This is a genomic window from Rhizobium sp. AB2/73, from assembly GCF_020871915.1.
In the GTDB taxonomy this organism is placed as follows: domain Bacteria; phylum Pseudomonadota; class Alphaproteobacteria; order Rhizobiales; family Rhizobiaceae; genus Rhizobium; species Rhizobium dioscoreae.
This window is the reverse complement of sequence record NZ_CP067073.1, coordinates 976,796-997,429: the sequence shown is the minus strand read 5'-3', so window position 1 is coordinate 997,429 and position 20,634 is coordinate 976,796. Positions and strand designations below refer to the sequence as shown.

At 60.1% G+C, this 20,634-nt stretch carries 19 protein-coding genes; 5 read left to right on the top strand and 14 right to left on the bottom strand.

Going from position 1 to position 20,634, the window contains the following annotated elements; all coding sequences use genetic code 11:
- Positions 1-70 precede the first annotated feature (70 nt).
- From folD to I8E17_RS30650, 8 genes are all read right to left on the bottom strand, one after another.
- Positions 71-976 carry a bifunctional methylenetetrahydrofolate dehydrogenase/methenyltetrahydrofolate cyclohydrolase FolD gene (gene folD, locus I8E17_RS30685; RefSeq protein WP_229002239.1) on the bottom strand — a complete coding sequence of 302 codons (906 nt, stop codon included), beginning with the start codon at positions 974-976 and terminating at the stop codon, positions 71-73.
- Positions 977-979: 3 nt separating this feature from the next.
- Positions 980-1,864 carry a formyltetrahydrofolate deformylase gene (gene purU, locus I8E17_RS30680; protein WP_069614850.1) on the bottom strand — a complete coding sequence of 295 codons (885 nt, stop codon included), beginning with the start codon at positions 1,862-1,864 and terminating at the stop codon, positions 980-982.
- 99 nt (positions 1,865-1,963) lie between these two features.
- Positions 1,964-3,271 (bottom strand): type III glutamate--ammonia ligase, encoded by a 1,308-nt coding sequence (gene glnT / locus I8E17_RS30675; RefSeq protein WP_069614851.1) that lies wholly within the window; start codon positions 3,269-3,271, stop codon positions 1,964-1,966.
- A gap of 77 nt (positions 3,272-3,348) precedes the next feature.
- The gene (locus I8E17_RS30670; protein WP_069614852.1) at positions 3,349-4,677 is read right to left on the bottom strand and encodes an FMN-binding glutamate synthase family protein; all 1,329 of its coding nucleotides are present in this window, start codon (positions 4,675-4,677) and stop codon (positions 3,349-3,351) included.
- Between the two features lie 15 nt (positions 4,678-4,692).
- A complete protein-coding gene (locus I8E17_RS30665) occupies positions 4,693-5,379 on the bottom strand; it encodes a GXGXG domain-containing protein (RefSeq protein WP_069614853.1) in 687 nt (228 codons plus the stop codon).
- Positions 5,380-5,410: 31 nt separating this feature from the next.
- A complete protein-coding gene (locus tag I8E17_RS30660; RefSeq protein ID WP_069614854.1) occupies positions 5,411-6,319 on the bottom strand; it encodes a glutamine amidotransferase family protein in 909 nt (302 codons plus the stop codon).
- Between the two features lie 93 nt (positions 6,320-6,412).
- Positions 6,413-7,096: a helix-turn-helix domain-containing protein gene (locus I8E17_RS30655; protein WP_069614855.1), complete on the bottom strand. Its 684-nt coding sequence runs from the start codon at positions 7,094-7,096 to the stop codon at positions 6,413-6,415.
- Between the two features lie 78 nt (positions 7,097-7,174).
- Positions 7,175-8,134, bottom strand: coding sequence for a GlxA family transcriptional regulator (locus tag I8E17_RS30650; RefSeq protein ID WP_069614856.1), 960 nt, complete (start codon positions 8,132-8,134; stop codon positions 7,175-7,177).
- Positions 8,135-8,222: 88 nt separating this feature from the next.
- On the opposite strand from I8E17_RS30650, the gene I8E17_RS30645 reads away from it, so the two are divergent.
- The 5 genes from I8E17_RS30645 to I8E17_RS30625 all read left to right on the top strand — a co-directional run bounded on the left by I8E17_RS30645 (position 8,223) and on the right by I8E17_RS30625 (position 15,158).
- Positions 8,223-9,473 (top strand): sarcosine oxidase subunit beta family protein, encoded by a 1,251-nt coding sequence (locus I8E17_RS30645; RefSeq protein ID WP_069614857.1) that lies wholly within the window; start codon positions 8,223-8,225, stop codon positions 9,471-9,473.
- Positions 9,474-9,485: 12 nt separating this feature from the next.
- Positions 9,486-9,764 carry a sarcosine oxidase subunit delta gene (locus I8E17_RS30640; protein ID WP_069614858.1) on the top strand — a complete coding sequence of 93 codons (279 nt, stop codon included), beginning with the start codon at positions 9,486-9,488 and terminating at the stop codon, positions 9,762-9,764.
- Positions 9,761-12,694, top strand: coding sequence for a sarcosine oxidase subunit alpha family protein (locus tag I8E17_RS30635; protein WP_069614859.1), 2,934 nt, complete (start codon positions 9,761-9,763; stop codon positions 12,692-12,694). Before I8E17_RS30640 ends, I8E17_RS30635 begins: the two co-directional genes overlap by 4 nt.
- Positions 12,687-13,232 carry a sarcosine oxidase subunit gamma family protein gene (locus I8E17_RS30630; RefSeq protein ID WP_069614860.1) on the top strand — a complete coding sequence of 182 codons (546 nt, stop codon included), beginning with the start codon at positions 12,687-12,689 and terminating at the stop codon, positions 13,230-13,232. Before I8E17_RS30635 ends, I8E17_RS30630 begins: the two co-directional genes overlap by 8 nt.
- 204 nt (positions 13,233-13,436) lie before the next feature.
- Positions 13,437-15,158: a penicillin-binding protein 2 gene (locus I8E17_RS30625; protein ID WP_069614861.1), complete on the top strand. Its 1,722-nt coding sequence runs from the start codon at positions 13,437-13,439 to the stop codon at positions 15,156-15,158.
- A gap of 3 nt (positions 15,159-15,161) precedes the next feature.
- Here the strand turns inward: I8E17_RS30625 and I8E17_RS30620 are convergent, their stop codons facing one another.
- The 6 genes from I8E17_RS30620 to I8E17_RS30595 all read right to left on the bottom strand — a co-directional run bounded on the left by I8E17_RS30620 (position 15,162) and on the right by I8E17_RS30595 (position 20,632).
- Positions 15,162-15,380, bottom strand: a complete 219-nt coding sequence (locus tag I8E17_RS30620; protein WP_141720094.1) for a hypothetical protein — start codon at positions 15,378-15,380, stop codon at positions 15,162-15,164.
- 401 nt (positions 15,381-15,781) lie between these two features.
- Positions 15,782-15,976 (bottom strand): aldo/keto reductase, encoded by a 195-nt coding sequence (locus I8E17_RS30615; protein ID WP_229002238.1) that lies wholly within the window; start codon positions 15,974-15,976, stop codon positions 15,782-15,784.
- A 344-nt stretch (positions 15,977-16,320) separates the two neighbouring features.
- Positions 16,321-17,148: a carbohydrate ABC transporter permease gene (locus I8E17_RS30610; RefSeq protein ID WP_069614863.1), complete on the bottom strand. Its 828-nt coding sequence runs from the start codon at positions 17,146-17,148 to the stop codon at positions 16,321-16,323.
- Positions 17,145-18,002, bottom strand: a complete 858-nt coding sequence (locus I8E17_RS30605; protein WP_069614864.1) for a sugar ABC transporter permease — start codon at positions 18,000-18,002, stop codon at positions 17,145-17,147. Before I8E17_RS30605 ends, I8E17_RS30610 begins: the two co-directional genes overlap by 4 nt.
- A 35-nt stretch (positions 18,003-18,037) precedes the next feature.
- Positions 18,038-19,255: a sugar ABC transporter substrate-binding protein gene (locus I8E17_RS30600; protein WP_069614865.1), complete on the bottom strand. Its 1,218-nt coding sequence runs from the start codon at positions 19,253-19,255 to the stop codon at positions 18,038-18,040.
- Positions 19,256-19,462: 207 nt separating this feature from the next.
- Positions 19,463-20,632, bottom strand: a complete 1,170-nt coding sequence (locus I8E17_RS30595; protein ID WP_069614866.1) for a mandelate racemase/muconate lactonizing enzyme family protein — start codon at positions 20,630-20,632, stop codon at positions 19,463-19,465.
- Between the last annotated feature and the right edge of the window lie 2 nt (positions 20,633-20,634).

The window sequence follows — 20,634 nt, the reverse complement described above, 5'->3', positions numbered from 1 at the left end:
TAATCGTCTTTCGCGCCTTGGCAAGCCGATCCGGAGGCTTTTTCTTGGCTGTCCGGATGGTATTTCGCTCTTAAAACCTCGGCGGCTTCTTACCCGCGGCGCGATGGGCTGCAATGACGGTATTGGCCATCAGCATTGCGATGGTCATCGGTCCGACACCGCCGGGAACCGGCGTGATCGCGGCGGCAACATTCGAGGCTTCCGCATAGGCGACATCGCCCACCAGCCGGCTCTTGCCTTCGCCACGCTCCGGTGCCGCGACCCGGTTGATGCCGACATCGATGACAGTGGCGCCGGGCTTGATCCAGTCGGCCTTGACCATCTCGGGACGGCCGACGGCCGCCACCAGAATATCGGCGCCTTTGGCGACCGAGGCGAGATCCTTCGTGCGCGAATGCGCCGTCGTGACCGTCGCATTGGCATTGAGCAGCAATTGCGCCATCGGCTTGCCGAACAGGTTGGAGCGGCCGATGACGACGGCATTCAGACCCGACAGGTCCTCGCCATGCACCTGTCGCACCAAAAGCATGGCGCCGGCCGGCGTGCACGAGATCAGCCCGGTTTCGAGATCGCCGGTGGCCAGCTTGCCGGCATTGACGACATGCAGGCCATCGACATCCTTCTCCGGCCGGATCGACTGAATGATCGCATCGGCATTCAGATGCTTCGGCAGCGGCAGCTGCACGAGAATGCCGTGGATGGACGGATCGTCGTTCAGCGAGGCCACGAGCCTTGCCAGCTCTTCCTGCGTCGTTTCCGCCGACAGCGTGTGCTGGATGGACTTGAAGCCGCACTCCTTGGCCATCTTGCTCTTGGAGTTCACATAGGCGTGGCTAGCCGGATCGTCGCCGACGATGACGACCGCAAGCCCGGTCTTCACGCCGGCCTCCGCCTCAAGTCCCGCTGATGCCGCCTTCACGGCCTCGATCACCGAAGCTGCCGCTTGTTTCCCGTCGATCACTGTCGCGAGCGCCATCACTTACCCCATGCGCTCGGAGGCGTAGGATCCCGGGCTTGCCGGGAAGACGACGGTGCGGTTGCCGTTCAAGAAGGTGCGATAGTGGATATGGGCATGGATGGCGCGCGCCAGCACCTGGCTCTCCACATCGCGGCCGATCGAGACATAATCCTCGGCCGACTGCGCATGCGTGATGCGCGCCGTGTCCTGCTCGATGATCGGACCCTCGTCGAGATCGGCCGTCACGTAATGCGCCGTCGCCCCGATCAGCTTCACGCCGCGCTCATAGGCCTGCTTGTAGGGGTTGGCCCCCTTGAAGGACGGCAGGAAGGAATGGTGGATGTTGATGATGCGGCCAGACATCTTCCGGCACAGCGCATCCGACAGCACCTGCATGTAGCGGGCGAGCACGACGAGCTCGGTGCCGGTCTGCTCGACGATCTCCATCAGCTGGGCTTCGGCCTGCGGCTTGTTGTCCTTCGTCACCTTGATGTGGTGGAAGGGGATGTCGTGATTGACGACCACCTTCTGGTAATCGAAATGGTTGGAGACGACGCCGACGATGTCGATCGGCAATGCGCCGATCTTCCAGCGATAGAGCAGGTCGTTCAGGCAATGGCCGAAGCGCGACACCATCAACAGCACCTTCATGCGCTTCTTCTCGTCATGGATCTCCGCATCCATGGCGAACTTTTCGGCGATCGGCTTGAAGCCTTCGACGAGCGCTGCCTGGCCCACGCCTTCTTCCGAGATGAAGGAGACGCGCATGAAGAACTTGCCGGTATCGAGATCGTCGAACTGGCTGGAATCGACGATGTTGCAGCCCTGCCCGGCCAGATAGTTCGAGATCGCCGCAACGATCCCACGCGTCGATTGGCACGTCACTGTCAATACATAGGTTTTCATGCTGATCTTCCTCCGCCGTCCGCGGCCCAAATTCCGCCGTCGTGCCGGAGGAACGCACTCCGGCACCTGAGCCCTTAAGGGCCTCTTCTCACTCTGCACTCAGATATCGAGCGTGCTGTCGCGCTCCCATTGCGTGAAGTGCGAGCAGTAGGCGTTCCACTCCTGATGCTTGAGCTTCAGATAGGCTTCGGAGAATTCCGAACCGATCGCCTGCTTCAGCCCCTCGTCCTCGTCATAGGCACGCAGCGCATCGAGCAGATTGAGCGGCAGGCGCGGCGCATTCTTCACGAGATGACCCTCCGCATACATGTCGATATCGTGATGAGGCCCGGGATCGGCCATGCTGCGCAGGCCGTCGAGGCCGGCGGCGATGATGACCGCCTGCAGCAGGTAGGGATTGACGGCACCATCGGGCAGGCGCAACTCGAAACGGCCTGGACCCGGCACGCGCACCATATGGGTGCGGTTGTTGCCGGTCCATGTCACGGTATTGGGAGACCAGGTGGCACCCGATGTGGTGCGCGGCGCATTGATGCGCTTGTAGGAATTGACGGTCGGATTTGTGATCGCCGCCAGCGACGAGGCATGCTTCATGATGCCGCCGAGGAAATGCTTGCCCTCGGCCGACAGGCCGAATTCGGCCTCCCTGTCGGCAAAGACATTGATCCTGCCGTCATTATCCCATACGGAGATGTGGCAATGGCAGCCGTTGCCCGTCAGCCCCTTGAAAGGCTTCGGCATGAATGTCGCCCTGAGGCCATGCTTTTCGGCGATCGACTTGACCATGAATTTGAAGAAAGAGTGCTTGTCCGCCGTCTTCAGGGCATCGTCGAATTCCCAATTCATCTCGAATTGGCCGTTGGCATCCTCATGGTCGTTCTGATAGGCGCCCCAGCCAAGCTCCAGCATATAGTCGCAGATCTCGGAGATGACGTCATATCGCCGCATGACAGCCTGCTGGTCATAGCAGGGCTTTTCAGCCGTGTCGTATTCGTCCGATATCTTGGCGCCATCGGCGGTGATCAGGAAGAATTCGGCTTCGACGCCGGTCTTGACGCGCTTGCCCGCGGCTTCCGCTTCCTTCACGAGCTTCTTCAGCACGTTGCGCGGCGCCTGGGCGACCAGCTCACCCTCCATCATGCAATCGGCCGCGACCCAGGCAACATCCTTCTTCCACGGGAGCTGGATAACGGAGGAGGCATCGGGTACGGCAAAAAGATCGGGATGGGCGGGCGTCATGTCGAGCCAGGTGGCAAAACCGGCAAAGCCGGCGCCCTCCTCTTGCATCCCGGCAATCGCCTGCGCCGGCACCAGCTTGGCACGCTGGCCGGAAAAAAGATCCGTATAACTGATCATGAAATATTTGATGCCTTTGTCCTTTGCAAAGGCAGCAAGATCCAGTGTCATTCTCGTTCCCCTTTGGATTTCTTCGAGACACTTCGATGATGCATGCAGCGGCCGGACCTCTCAGCCCGGCCGGTATCTTAAAAGCCTCCCTTGCCCGGGTACCAGTTGGTGCCGGCGAGCGGAATCTGCGCCATGGCGGCGGCTTCCATCGTCAGCGCACAGAGATCCTCCGGCTCCAGGTTGTGCAGGTGATTCTTGCCGCAAGCACGTGCGATCGTCTGCGCTTCCAGCGTCATCACCTTGAGATAATTGGCGAGCCGCCGGCCGGCTGCAATCGGGTCGAGCCGGCTTGCGAGCTCAGGATCCTGGGTCGTGATACCGGCTGGGTCCTTGCCCTCGTGCCAGTCGTCATAGGCGCCGGCCGTCGTGCCGAGCTTCTGATATTCTTCTTCCCATTTGGGATCGTTGTCGCCGATCGCGACCAGCGCCGCCGTACCGATGGCAACTGCATCCGCGCCCAGCGCCAGTGCCTTCGCCACATCGGCCCCGGAACGAATTCCGCCTGAAATGATGAGCTGCACTTTGCGATGCATGCCGAGATCCTGCAGCGCCTGGACCGCAGGGCGGATACAGGCAAGCGTCGGCATGCCGACATTCTCGATGAAGACATCCTGCGTCGCGGCCGTGCCGCCCTGCATACCATCAAGCACGACGACGTCGGCACCGGCCTTGACCGCAAGAGCCGTATCGTAATAAGGGCGTGCACCGCCGACCTTCACATAGATGGGCTTTTCCCAATCGGTGATCTCGCGCAGCTCCATGATCTTGATTTCGAGATCGTCCGGACCGGTCCAATCCGGATGGCGGCAGGCCGAACGCTGATCGATACCTTTGGGAAGATTGCGCATATTGGCGACGCGATCGGAAATCTTCTGGCCGAGCAGCATGCCGCCGCCGCCGGGCTTGGCGCCTTGGCCCACAACGACTTCGATCGCATCGGCGCGGCGCAGATCCCTAGGGTTCATACCGTAGCGCGAGGGGAGGTACTGATAGACCAGCGTCTGCGAATGGCCGCGCTCCTCGTCCGTCATGCCGCCGTCGCCTGTCGTCGTCGACGTGCCTGCGATCGTCGCGCCGCGGCCGAGGGCTTCCTTGGCGTTGCCGGAAAGCGCACCAAAGCTCATGCCGGCAATGGTGATCGGGGTCTTCAGCGTGATCGGCTTCTTGGCGAAGCGGTTGCCGAGGACGACGGTCGTATCGCACTTCTCGCGATAGCCTTCGAGCGGATAGCGCGAGATCGAGGCACCGAGGAACAACAGGTCGTCGAAATGTGGCACCTTGCGCTTGGTGCCGGCGCCGCGAATGTCGTAAATGCCCGTCGCCGCCGCGCGACGGATTTCGGCGAGCGTATGATCGTCGAAGGTAGCGGACTTGCGAGGCGGCGTGTGCGGATTGTGGTAGCTCATGAGGTCCCCTTCGCCTTAGTACGCGTCGGCATTGTCGATATTGAAATTATAGAGCTTGCGCGCCGATCCATAGCGCTTGAATTCCTCCGGCCTGACGCCGCGCACGCCGGCCTTTTCCAGAAGCTCGGAGAGCTTCTGCAGGTGTTCCGGGCGCATCTCCTTTTCGATGCAATCGGAGCCGAGGCTTTTCACCGAACCGCGGACGAAGAGCTTGGCCTCATAGAGGCTGTCCCCCAGCGCATCGCCGGCGTCACCGAGCACGACCAGATGGCCGGATTGGCCCATGAAGGCCGACATATGGCCGATATCGCCGTAGACGACGATATCGATGCCCTTCATCGAGATGCCGCAGCGCGAGGCCGCATTGCCCTTGATGACAAGCAGGCCACCCTGCCCGGTCGCCCCGGCATACTGGCTGGCATCTCCTTCGATGACGACGGTGCCGGACATCATGTTTTCCGCAACGCCTGGGCCGGCCGAACCGTGGATGGTGACGTTGCCGCCATCATTCATGCCGGCGCAGTAATAGCCGACGGAGCCCTTGATATCGACGGTGACGGGCGCGTCGATACCTGCGGCAACAGCATGATGGCCGCGCGGATTGACGACTTCGAAAGCTGTATCGTTGGTGCCGGCGGCGAGGCCATGAAGGGCGCTGTTGAGTTCGCGCAGCGGCGTGACGGATAGGTCGAAAACTGGCATGTAAGATCTCTCTCGATTACGGCGCTTCTGATCAGGCAGCCTTTTCGTGATCCCAGAAATAGACGGTCGCCGGCTCCGGCTCCCAAATGCGGGCATCCTCGATGCCCGGTAGATTGACGAGCGCACGATATTCGGAGCCGAAGGCGACATACTGGTCCGTTTCGGCCATGACCGCCGGCTTGCAGGCGATGGGGTCGCGAACGACGCCGAAGCCGGACTTCGTGCCGACGACGAAGGTGAAGAAGCCGTCGAGATCGTCGACCGCGCTTTCGAGCGCCGCACCGAGATCCTTGCCCTTGGCCATCTCGGCCGTCAGATAGGCGGCCGCGACCTCGGTATCGTTTTCCGTCTCGAAGTTCATGCCCTCGCGCTTCAGCTCACGACGCAGATTGTTGTGGTTCGAGAGCGAACCGTTGTGAACCAGGCACTGATCCGAACCGGTGGAGAAGGGATGGGCGCCGAGCGTGGTCACGGCCGATTCCGTCGCCATACGGGTATGGCCGATGCCGTGCGTGCCTGACATGGCGGTGACGCCGAAGCGCGAGACCACATCCTTCGGCAGGCCGACCTCCTTGTAGATCTCGACGGTATCGCCGCTGCTCATGACCCGGATATTCGGGCGCAGACCCGCCAGTGCCACCCTGCCCTCTTCAAGCTTGTCCTTGGCAAGGGTGATGACCGCATGCGTGCTCTTGACCGCCACGGCCACGGGAATGTCGAGCGCCCGCCTCAGCTCATATTCCAATCCGTCGAAATCCTTGACCGGATCAGGTGACTGAACGGTGATCTTGGCCGAGCTGCCATTATCGTTGCCGTAAATCGCGATACCCGCACTATCAGGTCCGCGATCGGTCATCGTGATCAACATGGAAGACAGAAGCGCGCCGAGTTTCGGCTCCAGCGCCTTATCCTTCAAGAAAAGACCGACAATTCCGCACATGCCCAAAGCCTCCGTTTTCGCATCTGCAAAAATGGCTATCAGGTCCGTTGCGGTTTTTCAACTCAAAAGAATAAATTTTTCTTTTAAGGCAAGTCAGTCGGTCTTGCCGCGCTGTGGGTAACTGATGATCGAAAGGTATTTTGCCGGCAGTTTCACCAGCACCTCCGGGCCATGCGGCGCATCGGCATCGAAGAAGAGGCTATCGCCGGGCTGCATGGGATAAAGCTGGTCCCCATGGCGGTACATGACCTCGCCCTCGAGCATATAGAGGAACTCCATGCCCTCATGCTGGAACGTCGGGAAGACATCGGAATCCGCCGTCAGCGTGATGAGATAGGGCTCGACGATGACGCCGCTGGAATTGTTGTCGATATGGCCGAGCAAATTGTACTGATGGCCGGCGCGCGTGCCACGGCGTTCCAGCTCGACGCCCTGGCCGGCCTTGACGAAGACGGCGTTGCGCGGCTCTTCATAGCGGCGGAAGAAGGCGGTCAGCGGCACGCCGAGCGCGCGCGACAGCGATTGCAGCGTCGTCAGCGACGGCGAGATATTGCCGTTTTCGATCTTCGACAGCATGCCGAGCGAGATCCCCGTCGCGGCGGCGAGATCCGTCACAGTGATACCGAGCTTCTTGCGATAGGCGCGAACCTCGTGGCCGATCGCCATTTCGAGATTGTTTTCCTTCGGCTCGCGCACCGCATGCGGATTTTGGGAGAAGGCCGACCGTCCAGCATGGGATTGGTCGTCGGCCGATACAGTGTCTGCCTTGTTTTTCATTCCGTATCCTTTTTACCGGCAGGGCTTGCTGGAAAGAACTCTATCCTCTCAGTGAAATTTTCTCAACTATGACGAAAATCAGTCGCGGCGGGTTTCGCCGGGTGCCATGCCATAAAGCGAGCGATAGGCTCTGGAGAAATGCGCGCCGCTGGAAAAGCCGGTGGCGATGGCGATTTCGGAAATCGAAAGCGGGCTTTGCTCCAGAAGCCGCCGGGCATGCCGCAGGCGTATCAGCCGATATTGATCTAGGAATGTCGAGCCGAGATGACTAGCAAACAGCCGGTCAAGATGACGCGGCGTGACACCTGCAATCCGCGCCATGGCCGTGCGGTCGAGCGGCATCTCGATCGTTTCCTCCATTTTTGCAAGAACGCTGAGCAGACCCGGATGGTGAACGCCGTAGCGTTCTGCCAGCGAACCGCGTTGCGGCGCCGCTGGCTCGCCGACTTCGGTGTGCAGATACCAGTCGCTGACGCGCCGGGCGAAATCGGCGCCCATGTGCTCTGATATTAGCACATGCATCATGTCCAGCGGCGCGATGCCACCGCCGCAGGTGATGCGATTGCCATCGATGACGAAGCGCGCCTGGCGCGGCGTAAGCGCTGGAAAGGCTTCGAGCAGGGCGGGTGCATGTTCCCAGTGGATGGTAAAGTCGCGCTCGGCCAACAGACCGGCGGCGGCTAATAGATAGGGACCGCCGGAAATGCCGCCGATGCGCACGCCCTCGCGTGCGAGCTGGCGAAGGCAGGCGAGAACCGTGGGGTAGTGCCAATCGCGCGGTGAGCCGCCGGCGCAGACGAAAACCGTGCCAAGACCCGAGCCTCGACCGGGAAGAGGCCCGGCCGGCACCGGTACACCACCAGAGGATACCGCTGGGGTGCCGTCCGGCGAAAAGATCGACAATCGATAGATCTCGCGCCCGGCCAGAAGATTGGCCGCCCGCAGCGGCTCGCTCGCGGAAGCATAGGACATCAGCGCGAATCCCGGAATCAGGACGAAGCCGATGGACTGACTATTTCTTGCATCGATTGGCGCCATGTCCCTTTTCTATCGAAAGAGGTCCTAATTGGGCAAGTCGACATTTGCCACTCTGTCATCATGAGCGCAATTCACAGCGGATCGAACCATGCGCTATTCGGCTTTTTCTGTTTTCCTCAACGGCCTTCGCGGCAATACCGGCTGGGCGGCTGCCTGGCGCCAGCCGCAACCGAAACCGCATTATGACGTCATCATCGTCGGTGGCGGCGGCCATGGGCTGGCAACCGCCTATTATCTGGCCAAGACCTTCGGCATCACCAACGTCGCCGTTCTGGAAAAGGGCTATCTCGGCTCGGGCAATATCGGCCGCAACACCACGATCATCCGCTCGAACTACCTGTTGCCCGGCAACAATCCCTTCTACGAGCTGTCGATGAAGCTCTGGGAAGGGCTGGAGCAGGATTTCAATTTCAACGCCATGGTCTCGCAGCGCGGCGTCCTCAATCTATTTCATTCGGATGCTCAACGCGACGCCTATACCCGCCGCGGCAACGCCATGCGCCTGCACGGCGTCGACGCGGAATTGCTCGATCGCGAAGCCGTTCGCAAAAAGCTGCCCTTCCTGGATTTCGAAAACGCGCGCTTCCCGATCATGGGTGGCCTGTTGCAGGCGCGCGGCGGCACCGTGCGTCATGACGCAGTCGCCTGGGGCTATGCCCGCGGCGCCGACAGCCGTGGCGTTGACATCATCACCGGTTGTGAAGTCACGGGCATCCGCACGGATCAAGGCCGTGTGATGGGCGTCGAAACCACCAAGGGATTCATCGGCTGCGGCAAGCTGGCGCTGGCGGCAGCCGGCAATTCCACCGTCGTAGCCGACATGGCGGGCCTGCGGCTGCCGATCGAAAGCCATGTGCTTCAGGCCTTCGTCTCGGAGGGCTTGAAGCCGTTCATCGATTGCGTCGTCACCTTCGGCGCCGGCCATTTCTATGTCTCGCAGTCCGACAAGGGCGGTCTTGTCTTCGGCGGCGATATCGACGGATACAATTCCTACGCCCAGCGTGGCAATCTCGCGACCGTCGAACATGTCGCCGAAGCCGGCGTCGCGATGATCCCGGCGCTGACGCGCGTGCGCTACCTGCGCACATGGGGCGGCGTCATGGACATGAGTATGGACGGCTCCCCGATCATCGACCGGACCCACATCGACAATCTCTATCTGAACGCCGGCTGGTGCTATGGCGGCTTCAAGGCGACGCCGGCGTCGGGCTATTGCTACGCGCATTTGATCGCCCGCAACGAGCCGCATGAGACGGCGACGCAGCTGCGCCTCGATCGCTTTCGGCGCGGTTATCAGATCGATGAAAAAGGCGTCGGCGCCCAACCGAACCTGCATTGAGGACATGACGACATGGCAAGCCTGATTTCCTGCCCTCACTGCGGCGCCCGTCCCAAGGAAGAGTTCACCATAAAGGGGGATGCGAGCCTCGCCCGCCCGAAAGCCGACGCCAGCGCGGAAGACTGGTACGACTACGTCTATCTGCGCGACAATCCGAAGGGGCTTCACAAGGAGTATTGGCATCACTCATCCGGTTGCCGTCGCTGGCTGATCGTCGAGCGTGATACCGTCACCCATAAGGTTCATGGCGTCAGCGACGCGGCACTTGCCAAGCTTGGAGGCGGCGCATGAGCAGCTATCGTCTTTCCTCCGGCGGCCTGATCGATCGTTCGAAGACCGTCGCCTTCAGCTTCGATGGCCGGGATTTGAATGGTCATCCCGGCGACACGCTTGCCTCCGCCCTGCTCGCCAACGGCATCCAGCTTGTCGGCCGCAGCTTCAAATATCATCGCCCGCGCGGCATCCTGACGGCGGGTGCCGCCGAACCCAATGCGCTTGTCACGACCGGCACAGGCGGTCGTACCGAGGCAAACAGCCGCGCAACGATGATCGAACTTTATGATGGGCTCTCGGCGCGCAGCCAGAACCGCTGGCCGTCGCTCGGCTTCGATATCAGCGCCGTCAACGGCCTGCTGTCGCCTTTCCTCAGCGCCGGCTTCTACTACAAGACCTTCATGTGGCCCGCCGCCTTCTGGGAGAAGGTCTACGAACCGCTGATCCGCAAGGCCGCCGGTCTCGGCAAGGCGTCCTATGAGGCGGATCCCGATTCCTATGAGAAATGCTGGGCGCATTGCGATCTGCTCGTGATCGGCGCCGGGCCTGCAGGTCTTGCCGCGGCGCTGACGGCGGGACGCGCCGGCGCGCGCGTCATTCTCGCTGACGAAGGCTTCCTTCTCGGCGGCAGCTTACTCTTGGAGAGCAGCTCGTCCCTCAAGGACATGTTGGACGAACTGGACAGCCTGCCGAACGTTCAATGTCTGCCGCGAACGACAGTTATCGGCTGGTACGACGATAATGTCTTCGGGGCGGTCGAACGCGTTCAGAAGCATGTGGCGACGCCTGATCCGCGACGGCCGGTCGAGCGCCTGTGGCGTATCATCGCCAAGCAGGCGATCCTCGCGACCGGAGCGGAAGAGCGGCCAATCGTCTTCGGCGGCAACGACATTCCGGGCGTGATAATATCAAGCGCAATGCGCAGCTATCTGAATCGGCAGGCGGTTGCGCCTGGCAAGCGCGCGATAGTCTTCACGACCAACAGTTCCGGCTACCGCACCGCCGCCGAGCTCGAGGCAGCGGGCGTCGAGGTTACCGCCATCGTCGATAGTCGCACCGATGGCAACGATCTCTGGAACGGCAAGGCACAGGTCTTGGCCGGCGCTCGCGTCATCGACGCGCATGGCCGCAAGCAGCTGCGCCGGGTGACCGTCGCGAGCTCCTCCGGTGGCCGGGAAATCGAAGTCGACGCGCTTGCCATGTCCGGCGGCTGGAGCCCGATCATTCACCTTGCCTGCCATCGCGGCGCCAAGCCGGTCTGGTCGGAAAAGCACGGAGCCTTCCTCGCGCCCGAAAGACAGGAGGGCTTGTTGGTTGCTGGCGGCGCCGCCGGCCTTGCCTCCACGGATAGCTGCCTTGGCGATGGAGCGATCAAAGCCGCCGAAGCGCTGGAAGCAATCGGCTTTGGCAAGATCGTCCCGGCCTTTGCGTCAATGGAGGAAGCAACGCCTGCTGCCAAGCCGCTCTGGTTTGTCAAAGGTGGCAGGGGCAAGGCCTTCGTTGACTATCAGAACGACGTGCACATCAAGGATCTCGGCCTTGCCGTTCGCGAGGGTTATGGCGATGTGGAGCTTGCCAAGCGCTATACGACAAACGGCATGGCGACCGACCAGGGCAAGCTTTCCAACATCAATGCCATCGGCATCCTGGCCGAGGCCCGCGGCGTATCGCCGGCCGAGGTCGGCACCACGACATTCAGGCCCTACTACACGCCGGTTTCCTTCGGTGCTTTGACAGGTAATTCGCGGGCTAAGCATTTTCAGCCGGCGCGAAAATCCCCCTTGCACGAATGGGCGAAGAAGAATGGTGCAGTCTTCGTCGAGACCGGCCTCTGGTACCGCTCATCCTGGTTTCCGCGTGACGGCGAAAAGACCTGGCGTGAAAGCGTCGATCGCGAAGTGCTGAACATCCGCAGGAATGCCGGCATCTGCGATGTCTCCACGCTCGGCAAGATCGAGATCTTCGGCAAGGATGCCGCCACCTTCCTCGACCGTATCTATTGCAACGGTTTCGCCAAGCTTTCCGTCGGCAAGGCGCGCTACGGCATCATGCTGCGCGAAGACGGCATGATCTATGATGACGGCACCACCAGCCGGTTGAGCGAAGACCATTTTTTCATGACCACGACGACAGCGCTTGCCGCCGGCGTGCTCACCCACTTGGAGTTCTGTGCCCAGACGCTCTGGCCCGAGCTGGAGGTCTATTTCGCGTCGTCAACCGATCAGTGGGCGCAGATGGCGGTCGCCGGACCGAAGTCGCGGTCGATCCTCTCCGAGATCGTCGACGAGGACATTTCCAACACCGCCTTCCCGTTCATGAGCGCGCGCGCAGTCTCATTGTTCGGCGGCAAGCTTGAGGGTCGCCTCTTCCGCATATCTTTTTCCGGCGAGCTCGCCTACGAGCTCGGCGTGCCGGCGGCCTATGGCGAATTCGTCGCCGACGCCATCATGGAGGCGGGTCAAAAACATGAAATTTGCGCCTATGGCGCCGAGGCGCTTGGCGTCATGCGTATCGAGAAGGGTCATGTCACCCATGCCGAGATCAACGGCACGGTAACACCAGGCGATCTTGGCTTTGCCCGTATGGTTTCGGGGGCGAAGCCTGATTTCATCGGCAAGGCGATGCTCGCGCGCGAGGGTCTCCAGGCCGCCGATCGGCCTCGCCTCGTCGGTGTCAAACCGGTGAACCCGGCAACAAGCTTCCGTACCGGCGCCCATATCCTTGCGGACGGTGCGGCGACGACACTCGAAAACGACCAAGGCTATGTGACATCGAGCGCCTTTTCCCCCAGTCTCGGCCATACGATCGGGCTCGCTCTCATTAAGAACGGTCCGGAGCGCATCGGCGAGAAGGTCGTCGTCTGGAACGGGCTTAGAAACGAATACACGGATGCAATGATCTGCAGCCCGGTCTTCTTCGACCCTCAGAATGAGAAACTCCATGCCTGATTTGCCGATATCAAAGCCGGTCCTTGCCGGAAAGGCCGTCCTGCGAGGCGAGACCATCCGGCTTGAAGCCCTGCCCGAGGGGCATCTTCTGCATGTGCTGGGCACGACCACGAGCGAAGAGCTTTTGGCCCATCTTCCTGTGGCCGGCCTCAAGCGGAGTTCCGTACGCCCGTCGGGATACCGGCAATGGTTCATCGCCGGTAACGAGCAGCTCGTTCAATCCCAAAAGCGGGCTCTCGCCGATGCCCTCGCCGACCGCGCCTTCATCTGCGACCAAAGCCATGGCCGTATCCGCATCCTCGTTTCGGGCCAGGACGCGCCCCGGATACTCAACAAAGGTACGGCCGTCGATCTGCATCCATCGAGCTTCCCGGAGGGGCGCAGTGCCATGACGCTTTTCGGTCATATCTCGGTGCAGCTTACGCGCACCGGCATGAACGATTTCGAGCTGACTGTGCTGCGCAGCTTTGCGGAATCGCTTTATGAGGAACTCGAGGCTCTGGCTCGAGCTCAGGGTGCCGAACAGCTCTCGCTCTGAACCACATCCAAAGAGTTTTGGCACGGACATAGTTGGGCAAGGCTATCTTGCCCGCAACTGTCATGCGCGCAGGGCGCGAGGTGCGCCTCAAACACAACGTTAGTAAGAAAAACTTATAATTAGGCCCCTGTTAACCATCTTGAGCTTAGAGATTGTTGATCCAGAGGCACGTCCGCCTTCCCCTGTTTTGCGAATAAATCGTTCATGTCGATCATCCACGCCCTCGGCGCAAATAGCGGTCGCCTCATCAGAATCACCTTTGGTCCGGGCGGACGCGAACGCCCGCCAGTACGCGCAACGGGCAAAGCCAAACTCGCCAAAGCTCGCATCATGATGCTCGCAGGTGGGCTGCTCGTCTGTTATGTGGCGATCTTTGCCAGGCTTGCCTATTTCGATATGGAGCCGAGGACCGACACGTCGGCGATTCCGCCGGATCATGTCAGCGCCGCGCGCCCGGATATCGTCGACAGAAACGGCGAATTGCTCGCAACCGATATTCGCACAGTCTCGATGTTTGCCGAGCCCAACCGCGTGATCGATCCGGACGAGGCAGTGGAAAAAATCGCCTCGATCTTTCCCGATATCGACCGCAAATCACTTTATAGGAAGCTTGCCGACCGCCGCTCGCATTTTGCGTGGCTGCGTCGGCAGCTGACGCCGAAGGAACAGAGCGAAATCCTGGCGCTCGGCATTCCGGCGATCGGCTTTCGGCCTGAGGTCAAGCGTTTCTATCCGGGCGGGCGAACCGCCGCGCATATTCTCGGCTATGTGGATATCGATAATCATGGCGTTGCCGGCATGGAGAAATACCTCGACATGCAGGGTCTGTCGGATCTCGCGTCCACGGGCCTGACGAGCCGCGACCAATTGGAGCCAGTGCGACTTTCGATCGACCTGCGCGTCCAGAACATCGTCCATGACGTGGTGTCGGATGCAATCGGTCGATACCAGAGTCAGGCAGCCGGCGCAGTCATTCTCGACATTCACACCGGTGAAGTCCTGGCTATGGCCTCCGCCCCCGATTTCGATCCGAACGATCCGCAGGCTGATGTCAAAGGCTGGCTGAACCGCATGTCGAACGGCACCGACGAGATGGGCTCGGTGTTCAAGACCTTCTCGATCGCGATGGCCATCGACACGGGCATGGTCAAGCTGACGGATACTTTCGACGCCAGCGCCCCTCTGCATTACGGCGGCTTCACCATCCATGACGATCGCGACGTGCCGCGGCGTGTCCTCTCGATCCCGGAAATCTTCCGCTATTCCTCCAACATCGGCACGGCCAAGATGATGGACAAGGTGGGCATGACCATCCAGAAGAGCTATCTGACCCGCTTCGGGCTGTTGACGAAGATGCAGACCGAACTGCCCGAGGTGAAGGCGCCCAGTCAGCCAAAGGTGTGGAAGAAGCTCAACTCCATGACCATTGCCTTCGGCCACGGCGTTGCCACCACGCCGATGCAGACGGCCGTCGCTGGTGCAGCCCTCATTGACGGCGGCAAGCTGATCGAACCCTCCTTTCTTCCGCGCACGCAGGAAGAGGCGGAGAAGACCGAGACGATGATCGTCAAGAAGAGCACCAGCGACACGATCCGCTACCTCTTCCAATTGAACGGTGAGCAAGGGTCTGGCAAACCTGCCGACGTCCCCGGCTATCATGTCGGCGGAAAGACGGGCACCGCAAACAAGGTCATTCACGGCGTTTATTCGCACAAGCTCAGCTTCAACTCGTTCCTGGCGGCGTTCCCAATGAATAACCCGAAATACGTAGTGCTGGCCTTCGTCGACCAGCCTCTGACGGGCGAACACAATCTGACCTTCGCGACCAACACGGCGGCACCCATGGTCCATGACATCATCAGTCACGCCGCGCCGCTGCTCGGCGTCGAGCCCGATTTCGGGTCGAACTTGCTCGCCGCCTACTGAAGATTAGAGCAGTTCCAGAAAGGTGCGCGGCGGATTTCCGTCCTGAATTGCTTGAAAACAAAGAGCTGGAACGGATTCGAAGAATTCGTCAAACGCCGCTGTAGCCGCAACCGCGTAAGAAAAAGTGGTGGCCTCGCGTGCATGATCCTCCATCTGGGACTTCACGGGCGTCAGATCGGCGTGAAACAGCGAGAGCATTGGTGCGTGGATCGTTGCTGGCACCGGGCCCCCTAAATCCGCGCAGCTTCATCGACCAAAGACAAACGGCTTCGGGCGCCGGCCGAAAGCGCGGGCGCCTCAATCTACCCGTCAACTTGACTAACTGGATCCTCACGTCAGTACTGCCCGTATCAATCATCCCAAGCCGGTGATTTTTCCGGGTTTATCCGGCGATAGCCGCGATCCAGCTGACGCAGCTCCAGCACGTCCTAATTGCTAAGCAGTACTTGCAACGCCTTCATATTGGCGCGCAAATTGGCCGAATTGCCCGAAGCAGGCATAACGATGTGACCCTCAGCCATAGGAAGGCCAACGCTACGGCGGATATCGGGCCATGGGCAATGGCGATCCGCTTCAAAACATTGTCGGAACGAACTTCTCTTTGGCTAAGGGCTGATAAGCAGTCAATTGCAGGCCGACCTTCGGGAATAGTTGCGCAAGTTCGGCGCCTGCAAATACGGATGAATCTCGACCTGATTGGTGGCAATGGCACCTGCGCCCAGGAGCACCCTTGTCTTTTCCAGTAGCGCAATTGGAAAATTGGAGACGCCAATCAGCCGAGCATACCCTTCCTGCTGTGCTTCTGCCAATGCAGTCATATAGTCATCGAATGAGACCGCGTTGCCAAATGAGGGCCAGTGGGTCAACGCAAGTCCACGTGATCGAGGCCGATCGCCTTTAGGCTCTTTCTCACCGAAGGCATGAACTTTGCCTTGCCGAGATTGAAATCGGCGACCTTGGTGGTGACAAAAAATCGGTCCTCGCCAGACCGGACCGGCGCATCGCTTCGCCAACCGCGCTTTCGGTATCGTAGGTCTGAACGGTATCCAAATGTCGGTAGCCTATCTCGATCGCTTCGATCATCGCTGAGATACCGTCGCTGCCTCTCCTGCCATAAGTACCAAGGCCGAGCGGGGGAATAGATCTATCATTCGTCATGTCATCATCCCTTGGTTGCGCCGGCCGTCAGACCGCCGACGAACAGGTTTTGGAAGAAGAGAAAAAGCACGGCGATCGGAACGGTCATCACCATGGATGCCGCCATGACGCCGCCCCAATCGGTGTTGAATTCGGTCGAGAACTCTGCAAGCCCAATCGGCAGAGTTTTGACCGACGAGTCGGTTGCAAAGCACAGTGCGAAGATAAATTCGTTCCAGGTTGTGACAAAGGCATAGACTACGACGGCGACCAGCCCGGGGGTCGACAATGGCAGCGTGATCCGGAACAGAATGCCGAGGCGCGAGGCGCCATCGATTGTCGCTGCCTCTTCAAGCTCGACCGGCAGCGCCTTGAAATAGCTGGTCAGCATCCACACGCTGAGCGGCAGTGTAATGATCATATAGACCAGGATCAGTCCCCAATAGGTGTTGACGAGATGCAGATATCGCAGCGTGATGAATAGTGGCACGATGATCGCCGCCGTCGGCAGCAATTGTCCAATCAGGACCAATGACTGCAGCAGGCGCTTGCCGCGGAAATCGAAGCGCGCAAATCCATAAGATGCGAAGATCGCCAGGATCAACGCCAGCCCGGTCGAACCGACCGAGATGATGACGCTGTTCAAGAAATAGCGGGGAATATTCGAGTTGAAAACAACGTTGATATAGTTGCCGATCGTAGGAACCGAGGGCAGCCAGTGCGGCGGCACGGTGTAGAGTTCCGGCAGCGTCTTGATGGAAGACAGCGCCATCCAGGCGAAGGGAAACAGGCAGATAAAGGCCAGCACGAGGCAGGAGGAAGCGATTGCCAGGGAGCTGAAGCGGATTTTCATCGTGCCTCGCCCTCAGCGGCCGAGGACACTCTCAGATAAAGCGCGACCACAGTTCCGGCGACGACGACGAAGATTACGGAAAGCGCGGCTGCCTGATTGAACTGAAAGCTCTCAAAGGCGAGGCGGAAGATCTGGATCGGCGTAATCAGCGTCTTATTGGCGGGCCCGCCCTTGGTAATCGCATAGATCAGCGTGATGGAGTTCAGCCCCCATATGACGAGAAGCAACGTCACCGCCACGATGACGGAGCGCACTTGCGGCAGCGTGATGTACCAGACCTCCTCGCAAAACCCCGCTCCATCCACCTTTGCAGCCTCATAAAGCTCTCTCGGGATCGCCTGCAATCCCGCGAGCACCATGATTGCGACAAAGGGGAAGAGCTTCCAGACATTGATTGCGATCAGCACCGGCATGACAGTGTTGCCGTTCGTCAGCCAGCTGATCGGCGCAGGAAAGAACCCAGTACCCGTCATCATATAATTGATGATGCCGAATTCAGTGTGGAACATCCACGCCCAGGTCGTGGCGGCAACGATGCCCGGCACGACCCAGGGGATGAGCGTAATCGAGCGCAACAGGGCGCGGCCCGTGAAATGCTGGTTCAGCAGGATCGCTACAGCCGTGCCCAGCATGACCTGAAAGATGATGGATCCGCCGACAAAATAGATGAGATTGACGAAGGCCTGCCGCGTGACCGGCGCGCGCAACACGTTGGTAAAGTTTCGCACCGTCAGCGCGCCGTGCACATCGGTCGCGCTGAGAAATACTGTATAGGCGACGGGATAGGCGATCAACATGGCCAGCACGATCATGGCGGGAAGAACGAACAAAAGACCGGTAGACTGGCGATCCATTAATCACCTTTTTCTCTCATCCGACCACGGCAAGCTCAATTATCGAGCAGGGCTTCAATCTCATTATTGGCCTGATCCATCGAGGCTCTTGGATCCTGATCGCCAGACAATATGCGCTGAACGCCATCAAACAGCGTCTGTGAGATCTCCACCCAATGAGGCGTATTCGGCGCGGGCCGGCCATAGGGCAGCATTGCGGCGAATTGTTTCAGCATCGGGTCCTGGAAGCGCGGCAAGTTCAGCGCCGATGCTCTGGCAGGGAAGGTGTCGGTGAAGAAACCCTGATTGTCCGATCTATTCAGAAATTGAATGAGCTTTTTCGCATCGTCCGAGTTTTTAGCGTCCTTGGGGACGACATAGCTCCAGCCGCCGATGACGGCCGCCGTCTGCCGGCCATCGGGATGGGGCGTTGCCATAGCGCCAAGCTTCAGATCGGGCCTCCCCTTCATGATCGGCGCGATATCAAACTGTCCCGTCTGGTACATGGATATCTTGCCGGCAATGAACAGTTGCCGATTGGCGATGCCATCGTTCTGGAGCGTCGAGTCCGGCGAATACTTGTTCTTGTAGAAATCCGTATAGAACTTAACGGCCGCGACTGCTTCCGGCGAGTTGACGACAGCACGTTTGCCATCGGTGCTGATAATGTCGCCACCGTTCATCCAGATCAGCGGCAGCAGGCGCGTGATCGTGTTTCCGACCTCCCCGCCTCCGGTGATCGCCATGCCGAATTTGCCGCCCGTCGTCATCCTCCCGGCGGCGTCCATCCATTGATCCCAGGTCTGCGGTGGATTGGCGGGATCGAGACCGGCGGCCTTGAAGTCGTCGAGATTATAAAGAAGACCAACGCATTCGATGCGGTAGGGAATTCCGTAAAGCTTGCCTTCATAGGTGTCGTAGTTAATCGACGCCTTGTTGTAGTCGTCCTTATCCTGGATGACGTCGTCGAGCGGCTGCACCAGATCGGATTGAGCATAGCCCTGGACCCAGGGGTGCTGCACCTCGATAACATCGGGTGTGGCTCCCGATTGCAATGCTGTCAGGATGCGTTGCGGCAGACCGTTGGCGGTGGTGATCTCCATTTTGATGGTAATGCCGGGGTTGGCCTTCTGGAAGTCCGCCGCTAACTTCTCGGCGCGAGCCTGACCCCAGTTGGGCGTCCACCAGACAACTTCGCCGGCAAAGGCGCCGCTGGCCGTCAATGCAAATACCAAGACCGTGGCGGGCGCGGCCGCTATCCTCGAACTCTTCATCGCTTGCTCCTCCGTCGCGCGGTTTCAACGCCGCGCCTGTCTCCTTAATTCACCTCTATCCTGCGCAAGGATCGGGCGGCTCCTCTTTTCGGCCCAGGCGCGGTGAGCTCCGTTGGTCGCGACATCAGATCGCCGCTTGCGTCACCCCCCTTATTCACATGCGAATTACACAATTTCCCATATAACTTCGCGCGGTGCCCGCCGCTGTCAATCGCGGGGAAAGGTCGCCGCGCCCGTCGCAACACCGCTGTTATTCAGGCTGCCGTCGAAAAGTGGCACATTAAGAGGTTTATAGGGATAGCGGGCGCAGGCCTCCTCAATGAGCTCCACACCGAGGCCAGGTGCTGTCGGCGCAAGAATCGAACCGTTCTCGAATTGCAGCGTTTCGCGGACAAGCTCCTTGCGCCACGCCACGTCGACGGAGACGGTTTCGAATATGGAGAAATTCGGGATCGCGACCGACATATGCAGCGTCATCGCATTCATAACCGGCCCAACGGGATTATGCGGAGCAACAGGGATCAGATGATGATGCGCCATGTGCGAGATGCGCTTTGTCTCGCCGAGACCGCCCGCATGCGAGACGTCTGGTTGGAGAACATCGACGGCTTTCTTGCTGAGCGCTTCCAGAAATTTTACCGGTTCGAACCAGCGCTCGCCGGCGGCGATCGGCACAGGGCTTGCGGCGCGGACATCGACCAACGCGTCGATGCTTTCGGGCGGCGTCGGCTCCTCGATCCAGCGCAGATCATAGGATGCGAGTTCACGACACATGGCAATCGCTGTCGGCACGTTCAGCCGGCCGTGGACGTCGAGCATGAGATCGACATCAGGGCCAACCGCATCGCGCACCGCGGCTACGATATCAATCGTCTGACGACGCTGTTGCCTGTCCATTTCCAAATCGGCGGTATCGAAGGGATCCCATTTCAGGGCGCGATAGCCCATCGCGACGGCCTTGCGGGCGTTTTCGGCATATTGTTCGGGCGTCACCGCGCCGAAGAACCAGTGATTGGCATAGCAGGCGACGTGGTCACGGTATTTCCCGCCAAGCAGTTCGAAGACCGGTATACCGAGCGCCTTGCCCTTGATGTCGAGCAGCGCCGCCTCGACGGCGCCGAGCGCGGTACGAAAGACGGCGCCCGTACGCCAGTAGGAGTCGCGATGCAACTGCTCGATCGTGGCGTCGATCGCGAAGGGATCGCGGCCGATCAGAACGCGCTCCAGCTCTTCCAGCGCCGAGACGATGGTTAGCGTCTTCCATTCAAGCGTCGCCTCGCCCACGCCCTCGTAGCCCTCGTCCGTATAAAGCTTCACGAAGACGAAGTTGGTGCGCGAGACATTGGCAGTGAAAACTTTCTGCGCCGTGATCTTCATGC

Bases quoted from the DNA above. Each gene is read 5' to 3' on its own strand.
- folD (WP_229002239.1), bottom strand. From the start codon at position 976: ATGGCGCTCGCGACAGTGATCGACGGGAAACAAGCGGCAGCTTCGGTG.
- purU (WP_069614850.1), bottom strand. From the start codon at position 1,864: ATGAAAACCTATGTATTGACAGTGACGTGCCAATCGACGCGTGGGATC.
- glnT (WP_069614851.1), bottom strand. From the start codon at position 3,271: ATGACACTGGATCTTGCTGCCTTTGCAAAGGACAAAGGCATCAAATAT.
- I8E17_RS30670 (WP_069614852.1), bottom strand. From the start codon at position 4,677: ATGAGCTACCACAATCCGCACACGCCGCCTCGCAAGTCCGCTACCTTC.
- I8E17_RS30665 (WP_069614853.1), bottom strand. From the start codon at position 5,379: ATGCCAGTTTTCGACCTATCCGTCACGCCGCTGCGCGAACTCAACAGC.
- I8E17_RS30660 (WP_069614854.1), bottom strand. From the start codon at position 6,319: ATGTGCGGAATTGTCGGTCTTTTCTTGAAGGATAAGGCGCTGGAGCCG.
- I8E17_RS30655 (WP_069614855.1), bottom strand. From the start codon at position 7,096: ATGAAAAACAAGGCAGACACTGTATCGGCCGACGACCAATCCCATGCT.
- I8E17_RS30650 (WP_069614856.1), bottom strand. From the start codon at position 8,134: ATGGCGCCAATCGATGCAAGAAATAGTCAGTCCATCGGCTTCGTCCTG.
- I8E17_RS30645 (WP_069614857.1), top strand. From the start codon at position 8,223: ATGCGCTATTCGGCTTTTTCTGTTTTCCTCAACGGCCTTCGCGGCAAT.
- I8E17_RS30640 (WP_069614858.1), top strand. From the start codon at position 9,486: ATGGCAAGCCTGATTTCCTGCCCTCACTGCGGCGCCCGTCCCAAGGAA.
- I8E17_RS30635 (WP_069614859.1), top strand. From the start codon at position 9,761: ATGAGCAGCTATCGTCTTTCCTCCGGCGGCCTGATCGATCGTTCGAAG.
- I8E17_RS30630 (WP_069614860.1), top strand. From the start codon at position 12,687: ATGCCTGATTTGCCGATATCAAAGCCGGTCCTTGCCGGAAAGGCCGTC.
- I8E17_RS30625 (WP_069614861.1), top strand. From the start codon at position 13,437: ATGTCGATCATCCACGCCCTCGGCGCAAATAGCGGTCGCCTCATCAGA.
- I8E17_RS30615 (WP_229002238.1), bottom strand. From the start codon at position 15,976: ATGACTGCATTGGCAGAAGCACAGCAGGAAGGGTATGCTCGGCTGATT.
- I8E17_RS30610 (WP_069614863.1), bottom strand. From the start codon at position 17,148: ATGAAAATCCGCTTCAGCTCCCTGGCAATCGCTTCCTCCTGCCTCGTG.
- I8E17_RS30605 (WP_069614864.1), bottom strand. From the start codon at position 18,002: ATGGATCGCCAGTCTACCGGTCTTTTGTTCGTTCTTCCCGCCATGATC.
- I8E17_RS30600 (WP_069614865.1), bottom strand. From the start codon at position 19,255: ATGAAGAGTTCGAGGATAGCGGCCGCGCCCGCCACGGTCTTGGTATTT.
- I8E17_RS30595 (WP_069614866.1), bottom strand. From the start codon at position 20,632: ATGAAGATCACGGCGCAGAAAGTTTTCACTGCCAATGTCTCGCGCACC.